Here is a 13,937-nt window from a genome sequence, read left to right on the forward strand (position 1 = left end):
TGATCACGGTAATTGTTTAATTTCACAAAGAAATGCTAAGAATATTAACGATTAAATTGATAAAGCCACAATTTTCTTAACATAACTTATCGGCTCGAATGTCTTAAACCGAATTCTGAAGTTCGATTCAGCGATCGCGTCCTTGGCAAGATAAAATAACAAGCGATGGCTCCTTCAACTGTGAATTGACTTAGACCTAATGAGACCCTATCTTGCTGCTGCCCTGCAAATGACCAGTCAACCAGACCTCGCTCAAAATCTGGCCGAGGCTGAAGAATTAATTGAACTGGCGGTACATCGCGGTGCAGAATTAATTGGCTTGCCAGAAAATTTTGCTTTTTTAGGGAATGAGAGCTTGAAATTACAGCAGGCCAAGGAAATTGCTGAACAGGCATCCCGATTTGCTAAAACCATGGCCCAGCGTTTTCAAGTGACAATCCTCGCCGGTGGCTTTCCGGTTCCAGTGGAAAATAATGAGGGAAAAGCCTACAATACCGCTATTTTAGTCTCATCCAATGGCGAAGAGTTAAGTCATTACCATAAAGTCCATCTATTCGACGTGAATGTACCTGATGGCAATACCTACTGTGAATCGAGTACGGTGATGGCCGGTCAGACCATTGCCCCTGTCTATGATTCTGAAAAGTTTGGTTGTTTGGGTCTATCCATTTGTTACGACGTACGTTTTCCAGAACTTTATCGCCATTTATCTCAGCAGGGCGCAGAGGTTTTCTTTATTCCAGCCGCTTTTACTGCTTTTACCGGCAAAGATCATTGGCAAGTGCTACTACAAGCGAGAGCGATTGAAAATACCTGCTATGTGATTGCTCCAGCCCAAACGGGTTGTCACTACGAACGCCGTTTTACTCACGGTCATGCCATGATTATTGATCCCTGGGGTGTTATTTTGGCCGATGCAGGGGAAAAACCAGGCATGGCGATCGCCGAAATTAATCCCATTCGTTTAAAACAGGTTCGTCAACAAATGCCGGCTTTGCAACATCGCGTTTTCTTGTGACATACTCCCAGCACTAACCGCTTAGGCGGTACAGTGTGGGCTTCTCCCACCAGAAAGTCGTTCTACGATGGAACTGGACTGGAGCGTTTTATAGTGAGACGATGCCCAACCCCACTTTTTGAAATTTCTTTTTCATCCTATTTGAACCATGCAACGGAGTCGCTTGTTATTGATCGAATCTTCTTCATTGAAGAAGTGCCAACAATCAGAGGCTTATCAGACATCTTACGGGAAGGAAATCAACCCTTATGGCAATCAGGTTCTTTATTGCCTTGTCCAAATAATAGCATTTTTTGTTAATCTTCGCGGCATTGAGCCACTCGATTAACTCGACTTTCATCCCATCGCTCACCTGTCGGTAGAGCGTGGGGCTTCCCATCGAACTAGCTAAGGCTCGCCGCCCCATTGGGAACAGTTGACAGACAAAGGGCGAGAATGTCAAGATAGGTTCTTCTCTTCTAGTACCGTTTGCGAACGGGCTTGCAACTTCCTAGATCATGGAACCCGAATCCGTCAGTGAACGAGTCCCGCTCTTGAATACCGCTAGTCCTGAGACGATTGGCTGGGTGCTGTCAGTGTCTGAAGAACAAATTTATGAGCCTCAATCGATACTCATTCCGCCGGATGGTTGGGGCAAGTCGGTTTCCTTCATTATTTCTGGTTGGGTGGTCATTTCCACTCAAGTTCAACAACAGGAAAAAACCCTAGAAGTTTTAGGACAAGGGGATTATTTTGGGGTAATGGCCGTTCTTGATGATTATCCGCCGCTCAGTCAAGCGATCGCCCTTTCTGAAACACGCTTGTTAACCATTCCGGCCCAACGATTTTTACAGTTATTGCTTAAAGATAATCAGCTTCAACAACGAATGCTGCAATTAACTATTCAACGGGTACGCCATCTTTATCGGCGACTCAAATCTACCTCTCAATCCTCCACGCGGAAGGTTATGAAAACCTTGGTTTATCTGGCGGAGAACTATGGCAAAAGTACCGATAAAGGGATTGCTATCTGGAAACTATCTGAACAAATTTTTGCCGATTTAATTAACACAGAACCGGAAGTGATTAGGATAGTTCTCCAGCAACTCAGGGAGAATCATCTACTGGTCAGTAGCGAGGAAGATAATCAATTTTATATTACCAATCTTAAGCAACTCTATCATTTTTCTAAACAGTTTTAATTTCAATCAAAAGAATGCCTAAATTTACCTATCAAGTGGCGATGCCACAACCTAATTCTCACTATTTTGAAGTTACCTTAACCGTAGAAAATTGGCAACTTTCTCAACTTAACTTAAAAATGCCCGCTTGGACACCAGGTTCCTATCTCATTCGAGAATATGTAAGACATCTTCAGGATTTTGCCGCCTATCAGGAAACCACGCAAAAATCTTTAAATTATCAAAAGATTGCCAAGAACCATTGGTGTATTCAAACTCCTTCGATTGACAAAATCATTGTTTTTTATCGCATCTATGCCTACGATCTATCGGTAAGAACGAATCACCTGGATTATTCTCATGGTTATTTTAATGGAGCGGCTCTCTTCTTTTTTGTTCCTGATTTTGAGAAGTTTCCCATCACCCTACGTATTGTTCCCCCCCAGGCAGATTGGCAAGTGGCTACGGGCTTAACCGCTCTTCCCACAACCCATTCTCTGCCAACCTTTATTGCACCGGATTTTGATACCTTAGTTGATTGTCCCGTCGAAATTGGCCCCCATACTCGTTATGAATTTCAGGTTTTAGATAAGCTTCATCATTTTGTCGTTTGGGGCAAGGGGAATCTGAACAGCGATCGCCTCATTGCCGATCTACAAAAAATTATTACCGTAGAAGCCAATCTTTTTGGAGGTCTTCCCTACGATTATTATTGCTTTATCCTGCATCTTGCTAGTCAAGGCTACGGCGGACTAGAACACAAAAACTCCTGTAGCTTGATTTATTCCCGTTTTGGTTTTCGGGAACCAGAAAAGTATCAAAATTTTCTGCAACTAGTGGCCCATGAATTTTTTCATCTCTGGAATATTAAACGTATCCGACCGCAAGCCATAGAAAACTTTGACTATGAGCAGGAGAATTATACCCCTTCTCTCTGGTTTTCCGAAGGAACCACCAGTTACTATGATTTATTGATTCCCCTACGGGCCGGAATCTATGACAGTAATACTTTTCTCAAAAAACTGGGTCAAGAAATAACTCGTTTTTTGCTAACTCCTGGTCGTCAGGTACAACCTTTGGCTGAATCCAGTTTTGATGCCTGGATCAAGCTCTATCGCCGTGATGCCAATAGTGATAATTCCCAGATGTCCTATTATCTTAAGGGTCAACTGGTGACATTACTCCTCGATTTAATCATCCGCGATCGCTTTCAAAATCAACGTTCTTTTGATGACGTATTGCGACAGATGTGGGAAGAATTTGGCCGTATTGAAAAAGGTTTTACCCCCACAGAATTAGAAACAGTGATTGCGGAGGTTGCTCAACAGGATTTGACTGAATTTTTCCAACGCTATCTTTATCACACTGAAGAATTACCCTTTAACACCTATCTTGCTCCCTTTGGACTACAACTCCAAGCTATTTTTGAGGAACCATCCCTACCCTATCTAGGCATAAAAGTTCAATCAGAAAATAACAAAGAACTGATTAAATTTGTGGCCCGTCATTCTCCTGCCGAACAAGCTGGCTTAAGTCCCGATGATGAATTACTGGCCTTGAATGGGCTACGAGTTAATGCCGAACATCTATTCCAGCGTCTCAAAGATTATCAAGCCGATGATATAATTCAAATAACCGTGTTTCATCAGGATACGTTAAGAACCGTTACTGTTCAACTGGCGGCTCCCCAACCCAGTCGTTATGAGGTTGTCAAGATTCAAAATCCCTCTAATGACCAAAGGAAAAAGTTTGTCGGCTGGTTGGAGTCCCCCTAATGTCATCCATCTCTTTCTCCAGCAATGTTTTTGGGCAATGTCTAGAGTAAAAACCAAAAGTGATTCGCGTTGACTAATATTTTTATCTCTGAGTTAATCCCTGATTTCTGCAATGCACCAGTTTCTCCCGATCGCCTACTTTAAAAATCAATTTGTTCCCTTTGAAAATGCCAATCTTTCGGTGGCCACCCATGCTTTACATTATGGAACCGCCGCCTTTGGAGGATTGCGAGGCATTCCTGATCCCCAAAATCCCCAGCAAATTCTTTTATTCCGCCTAGATCGTCATTGTCAACGCCTTAGTCAGAGTGCAACTTTTCTTAACTATCAGATTTCAGCCGCTAAGATTCAACAAATTATTATTGATTTTATTCAGAAAAATCAACCGACGACTTCCTTTTATATTCGTCCCCTGGTCTATAGTTCTGGTCTAGGCATTGCGCCCCGTTTACACAATATTGAAAAAGATTTCTTAGTCTATGGACTAGAAATGGGAGACTTTTTATCGGCTGATGGTGTCAGTTGTCGCATTAGTTCTTGGTATCGTCAGGAAGATCGCAGTTTTCCACTCCGGGGCAAAATTAGTGGGGCCTACATCACCTCAGCCCTGGCAAAAACAGAAGCAGTGGAATCGGGATTTGACGAAGCGATTCTCATGAATACCCAAGGAAAAGTCTGCGAAGCAACGGGCATGAACATTTTTGTGGTTCGCAATGGACAGCTAATCACGCCTGGTTTGGAACAGGATATTCTCGAAGGGATCACCCGTGATAGTATCCTCAAGATTGCTCAAGATTTAGGGATTCCCACCGTTCAACGCGCCATCGACAAATCGGAATTATTGATTGCTGATGAAGTTTTCTTGAGTGGTACAGCAGCCAAAATTACGCCCGTTAAGCAAATTGAAACCTTTCATCTCCCCAAAGCACATCCGATCACAGACAAACTCAAGGAAACCTTAACCACTGTGACAGAAAATCGTAATCCTAACTATCAAGATTGGGTGTTTATTATTCCCTTAAATTCTTAAACTAGAAAAGCTAGTTAGCCCTATTGGATCAATGGTGTCAGTGGTTAAATTTGCTACTTTTGGGTGCAAGCCTTGTACCCCTACGATTCCTTAAAAAACTTATGTAGGGCTTGCTGAATAAGTCTGCAAATCGAACCTAGATGCCACAAGGCGCGAAAAATGGTGACTTCAGAAATCAGTTTCCGATTTTAACCCACAATTTTCTAGCAAAGTGCATGGATTTTACGCCTTCAAATGCCATAAGCTTGCACCTAATCGTGTTCAAAATGGCTGAAAAGCTTATCTGATAAAGGTTCTGCCTTTATTCGGCAAACCCTATGTAGGGGCGAATTGCGATCGCCCTTGCACTTTGTTCTTTATTTAAGACTAAACGTTCGAGTAAAGGCTATTGCGGAGTAAGGTATAACCCTTAATCAATTCACGAATCCCCCGACCCAACGGCCATTCTGGCTCAAAGCCAGTACTTAAAATGCGTTGATTCGAGACAATATAATCCCGTTTGTCTGGATCTTCCCCAATGGGAGCCTCCAGATAGACAAAATTGGGTAAATACTTCTGAATTTCTGCACAGAGTTCTAACTTGGAAAGATTAGCATCCTCTAACCCCACATTATAGGGTTGGCCCTTCATGGCTTCAAAGTTCTCTAAACCATGTAGAAAGACCTTAGCAACATCTCGGATATGGATATAATTGCGCTTAAAATGTCCTTCAAAAATCACTACCGCCCGATCATAAACTGCTCGATAGACGAAATCATTGACTAATAAATCGACCCGCATCCGAGGTGACATCCCAAATACCGTTGCCAGTCGGAAAGTCATACTATTTTCTCGTTTTAGTACAGCTTTTTCTGCTTCCACCTTAGTTACACCATAGAGAGAAATCGGACGCAGAGGACTTTCTTCTGTACAAAATTTACCTGCCTCGCCAATACCATAGCCACTATTGGTAACAGGCATTAAAATCCGTTGCTGAGGACTGGCTAATCGACAGAGCATTTGCACAGCATCTTGGTTAATGCTACGAGTACCAATTTCATCCCGACTACAGAGAGGTGCGCCCACCAAAGCCGCCAGGGGAATAATCACATCAGCGTCCTTTAGCAAACCTTTCATCAGTGACTCATTACGACAATCGCCGCGCACAATTTCAAAGGTGTCGTAGTGGCAACAATCTGCCAAACTTGTCTGCCGAAAGATTAAACTATCCACAACCGTGACTTCATAGCCTTGGGCTAACAAAATTGGGGTTAAAACGGAACCAATGTAACCGGCACCACCCGTGATCAAAATTTTCATAAGGGAACAGTAGGGAATCTTAATCTAAATTAATTTATTGAACTTAATCAGGATGCTGGAAAAACAGCTTTTGTTAAAGTGGAGAATGATGGATCTCACTTTGCTTGACCGCTTCGAGGTAATGAGAAATGGTATCTTCCGTGCTACCCGAAAAACGAATTTTACCCCGATCCAGCCAGATGGCTCGCTCACAGGATTCTTGGATGAATTCTAGTCCATGTGATACTACCAGAATTGTGGTGTGTTGATCCCATAATTTATCCATACGGGCCTGGCATTTATGTTTGAAACTCTCATCTCCCACCGATAGCACTTCATCTAAAATCAGAATATCCGGTTTCACATCAGTGGCGATCGCAAACCCTAAACGAGCCGACATCCCTGAAGAGAGGGACTTAACGGGGGCGAAAGAATAATCTTGAAGTTCAGCAAAATCTAAAATTGAGGCAACCCGCGTCTTCATTTCTTGACGAGAAAAACCCAACATCACACCGTAAAGAATAATATTATCCTTGACCGATAAATCAGGATCAAAACCGGCCCCCAACTCAATCAAAGGAGCAATATCTCCTCTTACTCGCAAACTTCCCTTGGTGGGTTTCAAAATACCACTAATCACCTTCAATAGGGTAGATTTTCCCGAACCATTGGAGCCGATAATGCCAATTTTCTCGCCGGCATTCACTACCAAATCTAAATTGTCGAGAATTAATTTTTTAGTAGGTTTACGATATTTCCCTTCAAAAATGGAGAGAATTGTTCGTTTGAGATCGTAAGAAAATTCCTCTTGGGTTCTTCGATACAGGGTCACATTGTCTAGGCGAATAACTTCAGTCATCTAAGAAAAGGCTTATAACAGATCCATGAATTGATTTTGCCAAGCTCGAAAACAAAGCCATCCAAATAGCAATAAAATAATACCATTCAGAAGCGAGTGAACAATCAGTCCCATATTGGGTAAGTCACCTGAGAGGGAGATTTGACGAATGCTTTCAATAATAAAAAATAAAGGATTAATGACTAGAAAACGCTGGATCGGTTCCGGCACAATTTTGGCGGGGTAAAAGATAGGAGATCCCATCCATAGTAAAAAACAAACCAGTTCGTAGAAGTAGGGCAAGTCTCGAAAGAAAACATATAGTGCACTTACTAAATAACCGACCCCTGTACAGACAAGCGTGAGGGCCAATAGCGGCAGCAAGAGAGCTAGAACATTCAGAAGATTGTGAGAATGTAAAAAGGTAACGATCGCCAAGAGGGGTAAGGGGCCAACCACTAATTGAAAAATATTAGCCACAATCATTGAGAGAGGAAATACCGTCATTGGCAAACGAATTTTATTCATCAAGCCACCACTTCCTACAACACTAGCTAGAGCCTGATTGGTTGATGAGGAAAAAAAGTTAATAACAATGAGTCCGGTAAAAGCAGCCAAAATATAATTAAAAATCGAACCTTCGTAAAAGCTTATAAAAAAATGCCCAAAAATTGCTGCGTAGATCCCTGTCATGAATAACGGGTTTAAAAGCGACCAATAGACCCCTAAGAGGGAACCTCGATACCGACCTTTAAGATTGCGTTCCACCAAGATATGAAGTAGCTCTAAGTATCGCTGCACGGGCGACCACTGCAAGCGTGTGGGTACCGATAGGGCCATAGTAACATTAAACCAGGAATCAAGGGCTAAGGAGCCATTCTATAGACTAGAGTAGCATTTGTCGAGGTAAGTTAACCGAATAGGCTAGGATATTAATGCCTAGACAGGATTTACTTTAAGAGGAAGATAAGCATTTCGGCTGACAGTTCCAGGATAGGTGGCAAATTCCGCTACACTAAGAAATAGTTCATGTACGTTAATTGTTAATTATCCGAATATGGCAGTAGAGATTGGACAAAAAGTACAAGTTTATCGTCTAAGAGATCGAGTTTCTTCGGATGTTGTCGGCAAACTTGGCAAGGTTGGCGTTGTTAAAGATTTTAAGATGACTGATGGCAGCGGCATTGGGGCAGTGGTTGCCTTTGATGATAAAACAGCTACCTGGTTTTTTGAAGACGAATTAAAATCTTTGTGAAATACTAGTAGCCTAGCTCTTGAATCATAATGTAATCATAATGTCATGGCTTTAATTGTTACCTTTCTGGGCAAAGGTGGAACAGGCCGAACCACCACCGCGATCGCGATCTCGAAAAAGTTGGCCATGCTAGGCAGTCGTGTCCTTTTAGCAGGGCAAGATCCTACCCTCGGATGGCTTTGGTCAGTCCCCTTAACCCCTAGTGTGACGGTTATCGAACCCAATTTAAGTGGTGTTCATCTATGTTCAACGGTTTTATTAGAGCAGGGCTGGGAACAGATTAAAGAACTAGAATCCCAATATTTGCGATCGCCGACCTTGAAGAATATCTATGGTCAGGAACTCGGTGTATTGCCAGGCATGGATGAACTTTTAGTCTTAAACGCTCTGCGGGAATATGCAAAAGGGGGACAATACGATGTCATTGTCTATGATGGGCCTGGCCAGCTAAATGCACTCAGAATGTTAGGCGTGCCCGAAATTGCGGATTGGTATTGGCGACGATTCCGCCAAGTACTGCAAGATTCCGATGTGGTCAGAACCCTGGCTCCCTTTATCCAACCGATCACCGGTGCTTTATTTAATAACGTGACCTCGAATAGGGATAATTCTTCCCAAAGTTCCTCAAGTCCTGAAAAATTTCTTACTGACGGCAAACAATTTCTAAATGATCCCAATCGCTTTTCGGCCTACCTGGTTACTACTTCTCAGCCCGCCGCCGTCATGGTAGCCCAACGTTTATGGGGAGGAGCACAGCAGATCGGTTTGACCGTTAAGGGGGTATTGCAAACGCCAGGGGGAAGTCTGACCGATTTAACCCCTACGTTTCAGCCTTTAACCCTAACTTCTCTCCCCCAACATTCAGGCCAATCCTGGGATAATTTAATCGCCGCCGTTCCTGATGTCAGACAATGGGCTGATGTGCCTAAACCGTTAACCATTGATCTGGCGGCTCGTCAAGTCAAGGTCTTTTTGCCTGGCTTTGATAAGAAACAGGTTAAATTAATCCAATCTGGCCCTGAAATCACCATTGAAGCCGGAGATCAACGTCGCAATATCGATCTGCCAGTACCCTTGAATGGTCAGCCGGTGACGGGAGCTAAATTTCATGAGGGTTATTTAATCATTTCTTTTTAGTCTTTATCTTCCTTTAGCAGACTTTTTACACTTCATCCGTTAAAGATAAGCCTAAACCTTCCTTACGACTTTTGAGATCATAGTAAATAACGGCTTTGATCGCCTGCCAAAAAGGAATTAAGAGTGCGCCTAGGGCTACGGTTAAAATCAAATCAATGAGGGAGGCCAAGGGACTCTCATCCCCTAAAAATAAAGTACCAAGATTGCCAATAATGGCGGTGGGTAAGGTAATTAAAATAGCCACAAAGAAAATGATTTGCAGGCGAACCACATAGCCCTGGGTTAATTGCCAACTACGCTTGATCGCCTGGACAGGATCGGTAACTGATTCAATGGCGATCGCTAAATCAGCAAGGGCAACACGAGAGTAAAACCAGATATAGCCAAAGAGAAAAAAGAAGATTAAGACAATGAATAAAAGCACAAAAACAATTGCTAAGGGCGAACCTCGTTGACCACTAAATCCCGCAAATAAACCAACCATTCCCATTACTAAAACAGTAATAATCACGCCACCAAAAACCATTAAGCCAATTAAAAGACCCGTTAATAAAAAACTCCACAGTCTAGGCTTAACTCGCAGCCGAGCTTCAGGAATACTTTCGGGTTGTTCCAAAACTTCATAAAAGGCTAAACGACTTAATAATCCTTGAATGGCTAAACATTTCGCCCAACCATAAACGGGAACCAGAACCCATAAATAACTTCTGAGAGCTTCTAGATAATAGGGTTGAAAATGATCTCGATAGATTCGTAACCCTGCACTCACTACATTTCCAACGCTTAGCGATTCCCCCGTTGCCCGAAAATCATTATCTTTAGACATTCCTAAATCCTCATCAAAACTTTCCCGTTATCTTAGTTATCTTAAACGACTTTTTCCTCCCTATTGCCTTAATTTTTCCTTAACTTTTATGAACATTCAACGTTGGATTGCTCGCCGCGAGTCGGATTGGAAACAGCTTGAACAGTTATTAGATCAGGCGGAGAAAAAAAGTCTGAAATCGCTATCGGGGTAGCAGATACAGCAATTGGCCAGTCTTTATCGATCGCTGTCGGCGGATCTGGCCAGGGGCAAAACCTTTCAAGTCGGAACGATTTTACTCCAGAAATTACAAAGTTTAACCGCTAGAGCCTATAACCAAATTTATCAAGGCTCCCGTCATCAGGAATGGCAAGCCGCTTTAGATTTTTATCGCTGGCGATTTCCTACCGTTGTTCAACAAACCTGGCTTTATACCGCGATCGCCATCAGTATTTTTAGCCTCGGAGGACTGATTGCTTGGTGGTACGGTTGGCAAGATCCCAGTTTTCTCGCCTTAGTCGTGCCGGCAGATTTGATTCATAAAGTGCGCGATCAGAAGCAATTGTGGATGGGGTCAATTTTAGGGATGGAACCCCTGGCCTCTAGCGGCATTATGATCAATAACCTATCCGTTACGTTTCGGATGGTTGGTGGCGCAATCACCGCCGGACTTTTTACCCTTTATGCTCTCTTTTTCAATGGTTTACTTATGGGGGCGATCGCTATTGGTGTCAACTTAAGTCAAAAGCCTTACTAACTAAATAAGGATCGTAGGATGGATTATGCGATGCTAACCAATCATCAATCAACGATTAATCAAGCGTTATAGTTTCTAATCCTCCGAAATAGGAACTGGTATCGTCTGATCAAAGTTGGAAAAAGTTATGGTGTAAGGCTTTGAGAAAATAGAAAAATAGTTTAAGACTAGACATCGGCCCGTTTTTATTATATTATTATTGTCATTATATCAAAGAAGAAGGAAACAGAAAACAATGTCAATATTAAAGAAAAGCTCTATGGAAATCCTGAATGATGTTGGCTTTTGCCAAGAGAAAGAGGATGCGGAACTGGTATCGTCTGATCAAAGTTGGAAAAAGTTATGGTGTAAGGCTTTGAGAAAATAGAAAAATAGTTTAAGACTAGACATCGGCCCGTTATTATTATACTATCATTATTGTCATTATATCAAAGAAGAAGGAAACAGAAAACAATGTCAATATTAAAGAAAAGCTCTATGGAAATCCTGAATGATGTTGGCTTGTGCCAAGAGAAAGAGGATGCCTTATTCAAGAAAAACTGTCCTCATTGCTATAGTGAAAGCGTAAAAATACATTCTCATTATCAAACGAAAGGTAACGGGGAACGTAAAATGTTCATTTGTCAAGAATGTACTTCTTGTTTTACTGAGACTTATGGTAGCGTAATCGCTGGCTTAGAAACCCCATTAAGTGAAATTGTAAAAGTATTAAAAACCAGAATGGAAGGAATAGGATTAAATGCAGCAGCCCGAGTATTTGGCTACGCGAAAACAACAATATTGAATTGGGAAAAGAAATTATCAGGATTACAAGAGGCATTATTTTTATACGCCTTAGTGAATGAATTTGTTAAATTAGTAATAGAAGGGGATGAACTATACACAAAAGTTGGAAAAAATGAAGAAGCAAGTGCCTCTGAGGGGTGGACAATCGTGCTCATGGACAGGGCTAGCCGCTTTATTTGGCATTTAAAATGTGGTCGAAAAGAGCAGAAATTATTTCTAGAGGCAATGATGACAATAGCGGAATTATTTGAAAGGAGTGCAGAATGTCTCCAGCTATTTACAGATGGGGAAAAGCGATATAGTCAATTGCTATTTAATATTTGTCACGAAGTATTAAGGACTGGAAAGCGAGGTCGTCCCACCAAAGTATTACCGAAGGGTCTTGTGGTAAGACTAAAAAATAAGAGTAGTAAACGTCGAGATTCTGCGGGTAAACTAAAGAAAGTAGAAACTCCGAAACCAGAACATCCTGAGACAACAGAAAAACCAGAAGAAAAGGATATCCATGCCAACCACGTTGAGGCATTTAATAGTGCTATCCGACGCTATTTAGCCGCCTTTCGTCGTCGTACAAATACTTATGCTAAATCTGTTGTGGGATTACAGCGAGTCCTAGATATTTTCTGGATGGTTCATAACTTTGTTCGCAGCCATTTTACTACTAGAGAAGTTCCTGCTGTAGCTCTCGGTATAATTGAAAAAGGGTTAACTTGGGAGGACTTACTCCAAATTCGCCTGATGTCTTGAACCTCTCGTATTGCAACGTTTGTAGCTTCTAGCTAGACGATACCAGTGCCATTTACTCTTTCTTACTATGTTTATCTGACGAAGATTCAATACAATTTTACTTGAAATATTTTGATGATTCTCATCTTGGCAAGCTTGCTGAAGGTAACATAAATACGAGAATACAAGCAAAAGGAACTGCTTCATTTGAAACCCACATTCCGCAGGTAAGTCAAGAGACAAAGTAGTACCTTTGACATGAAGAGCCAAGAAAGGAAAGAATATGTTGGGAGCATCCATCCGTGTCAACTTAAAGGAATGGGTTCCCAAATTTGTTGATTGAGAGCGGCCTTTTCTCGATGTCGCTTTCTCTCAGCTTTGACCAAACCAAATAACTTATACTGAACACGGTCACAAGTTGCGAATTTTAAAAATAAGAGATAATATAGTGGCACTGGTATCGTCTAGCTAGAAGCTACAAACGTTGCAATACGAGAGGTTCAAGAAATCAGGCGAATTTGGAGTAAGTCCTCCCAAGTTAACCCTTTTTCAATTATACCGAGAGCTACAGCAGGAACTTCTCTAGTCGTAAAATGGCTGCGAACAAAGTTATGAACCATCCAGAAAATATCTAGGACTCGCTGTAATCCCACAACCGATTTAGCATAAGTATTTGTACGACGACGAAAGGCGGCTAAATAGCGTCGGATAGCACTATTAAATGCCTCAACGTGGTTGGCATGGATGTCCTTTTCTTCTGGTTTTTCTGTTGTCTCTGGATGTTCTGGTTTCGGAGTTTCTACTTTCTTTAGTTTACCCTCAGAATCTCGACGTTTACTACTCTTATTTTTTAGTCTTACCACAAGACCCTTCGGTAATACTTTGGTGGGACGACCTCGCTTTCCAGTCCTTAATACTTCGTGACAAATATTAAATAGCAGTTGACTATATCGCTTTTCTCCATCTGTAAATAACTGGAGAGATTCTGCACTCCTTTCAAATAATTCCGTTACCGTCATCATTGCTTCTAGAAATAATTTCTGCTCTTTTCGACCACATTTTAAATGCCAAATAAAGCGGCTAGCCCTGTCCATGAGCACGATTGTCCACCCCTCAGAGGCACTTGCTTCTTTATTTTTTCCAACTTTTGTGTATAGTTCATCCCCTTCTATTACTAATTTAACAAATTCATTCACTAACTGGACAGTGGGAAGTTTATGGATGCCAGATAAGGTAATGACTATGCGACGAAAGTAAGCATATCAGGGCTTGGGGAAGAGGCAAGTTTAGCGGTAAGGAATTTAGGCAAAAGCAGACTGGGTGGACTTTGAGGAAAAATCATTTGGGCTTGATGTTGAAGGGCTAGTTGAGC

The 13,937-nt window shown here is 41.9% G+C and carries 14 protein-coding genes; 8 read left to right on the forward strand and 6 right to left on the reverse strand.

Features of this window, described 5'->3' with window-relative positions; translation table 11 throughout:
- The first annotated feature begins 199 nt into the window (after positions 1 to 199).
- From KA717_32035 to KA717_32050, 4 genes are all read left to right on the forward strand, one after another.
- Positions 200 to 1,018: a carbon-nitrogen hydrolase family protein gene (locus tag KA717_32035; GenBank protein UXE60212.1), complete on the forward strand. Its 819-nt coding sequence runs from the start codon at positions 200 to 202 to the stop codon at positions 1,016 to 1,018.
- A 497-nt stretch (positions 1,019 to 1,515) separates the two neighbouring features.
- Entirely contained in the window at positions 1,516 to 2,199 is a 684-nt protein-coding gene (locus tag KA717_32040; GenBank protein ID UXE60213.1) for a Crp/Fnr family transcriptional regulator, read from the forward strand.
- A 14-nt stretch (positions 2,200 to 2,213) separates the two neighbouring features.
- On the forward strand, positions 2,214 to 3,953 hold the full coding sequence (locus KA717_32045) for a M61 family metallopeptidase (protein ID UXE60214.1): 1,740 nt from the start codon (positions 2,214 to 2,216) through the stop codon (positions 3,951 to 3,953).
- A 112-nt stretch (positions 3,954 to 4,065) separates the two neighbouring features.
- Complete coding sequence (locus tag KA717_32050) at positions 4,066 to 4,983, forward strand: branched-chain amino acid transaminase (protein ID UXE60215.1); 918 nt, start codon at positions 4,066 to 4,068, stop codon at positions 4,981 to 4,983.
- Between the two features lie 366 nt (positions 4,984 to 5,349).
- Here KA717_32050 and KA717_32055 read toward each other — a convergent pair whose 3' ends face one another.
- From KA717_32055 to KA717_32065, 3 genes are all read right to left on the reverse strand, one after another.
- Complete coding sequence (locus KA717_32055) at positions 5,350 to 6,282, reverse strand: NAD-dependent epimerase/dehydratase (GenBank protein UXE60216.1); 933 nt, start codon at positions 6,280 to 6,282, stop codon at positions 5,350 to 5,352.
- Positions 6,283 to 6,355: 73 nt separating this feature from the next.
- Positions 6,356 to 7,120 (reverse strand): ABC transporter ATP-binding protein, encoded by a 765-nt coding sequence (locus KA717_32060; protein ID UXE60217.1) that lies wholly within the window; start codon positions 7,118 to 7,120, stop codon positions 6,356 to 6,358.
- 12 nt (positions 7,121 to 7,132) lie between these two features.
- Positions 7,133 to 7,939 (reverse strand): ABC transporter permease, encoded by an 807-nt coding sequence (locus KA717_32065; protein UXE60218.1) that lies wholly within the window; start codon positions 7,937 to 7,939, stop codon positions 7,133 to 7,135.
- Positions 7,940 to 8,156: 217 nt separating this feature from the next.
- Here KA717_32065 and KA717_32070 point away from each other — a divergent pair, with 217 nt between their 5' ends.
- Both KA717_32070 and KA717_32075 read left to right on the forward strand, forming a co-directional pair.
- The gene (locus tag KA717_32070; protein UXE64836.1) at positions 8,157 to 8,354 is read left to right on the forward strand and encodes a DUF2862 domain-containing protein; all 198 of its coding nucleotides are present in this window, start codon (positions 8,157 to 8,159) and stop codon (positions 8,352 to 8,354) included.
- A gap of 45 nt (positions 8,355 to 8,399) precedes the next feature.
- The gene (locus KA717_32075; GenBank protein ID UXE60219.1) at positions 8,400 to 9,491 is read left to right on the forward strand and encodes an ArsA family ATPase; all 1,092 of its coding nucleotides are present in this window, start codon (positions 8,400 to 8,402) and stop codon (positions 9,489 to 9,491) included.
- Between the two features lie 25 nt (positions 9,492 to 9,516).
- Here KA717_32075 and KA717_32080 read toward each other — a convergent pair whose 3' ends face one another.
- On the reverse strand, positions 9,517 to 10,317 hold the full coding sequence (locus tag KA717_32080) for a DUF975 domain-containing protein (GenBank protein UXE60220.1): 801 nt from the start codon (positions 10,315 to 10,317) through the stop codon (positions 9,517 to 9,519).
- Positions 10,318 to 10,522: 205 nt separating this feature from the next.
- On the opposite strand from KA717_32080, the gene KA717_32085 reads away from it, so the two are divergent.
- Positions 10,523 to 11,053, forward strand: coding sequence for a stage II sporulation protein M (locus KA717_32085; protein UXE60221.1), 531 nt, complete (start codon positions 10,523 to 10,525; stop codon positions 11,051 to 11,053).
- A gap of 453 nt (positions 11,054 to 11,506) precedes the next feature.
- Entirely contained in the window at positions 11,507 to 12,586 is a 1,080-nt protein-coding gene (locus tag KA717_32090; GenBank protein ID UXE60222.1) for an IS1 family transposase, read from the forward strand.
- Between the two features lie 284 nt (positions 12,587 to 12,870).
- Here KA717_32090 and KA717_32095 read toward each other — a convergent pair whose 3' ends face one another.
- A complete protein-coding gene (locus KA717_32095) occupies positions 12,871 to 13,020 on the reverse strand; it encodes a hypothetical protein (GenBank protein ID UXE60223.1) in 150 nt (49 codons plus the stop codon).
- Between the two features lie 45 nt (positions 13,021 to 13,065).
- Positions 13,066 to 13,761, reverse strand: a complete 696-nt coding sequence (locus KA717_32100; protein ID UXE60224.1) for a hypothetical protein — start codon at positions 13,759 to 13,761, stop codon at positions 13,066 to 13,068.
- Positions 13,762 to 13,937 lie beyond the last annotated feature (176 nt).

It is taken from the genome of Woronichinia naegeliana WA131 (genome assembly GCA_025370055.1).
GTDB classification, from domain to species: Bacteria; Cyanobacteriota; Cyanobacteriia; order Cyanobacteriales; family Microcystaceae; genus Woronichinia; species Woronichinia naegeliana.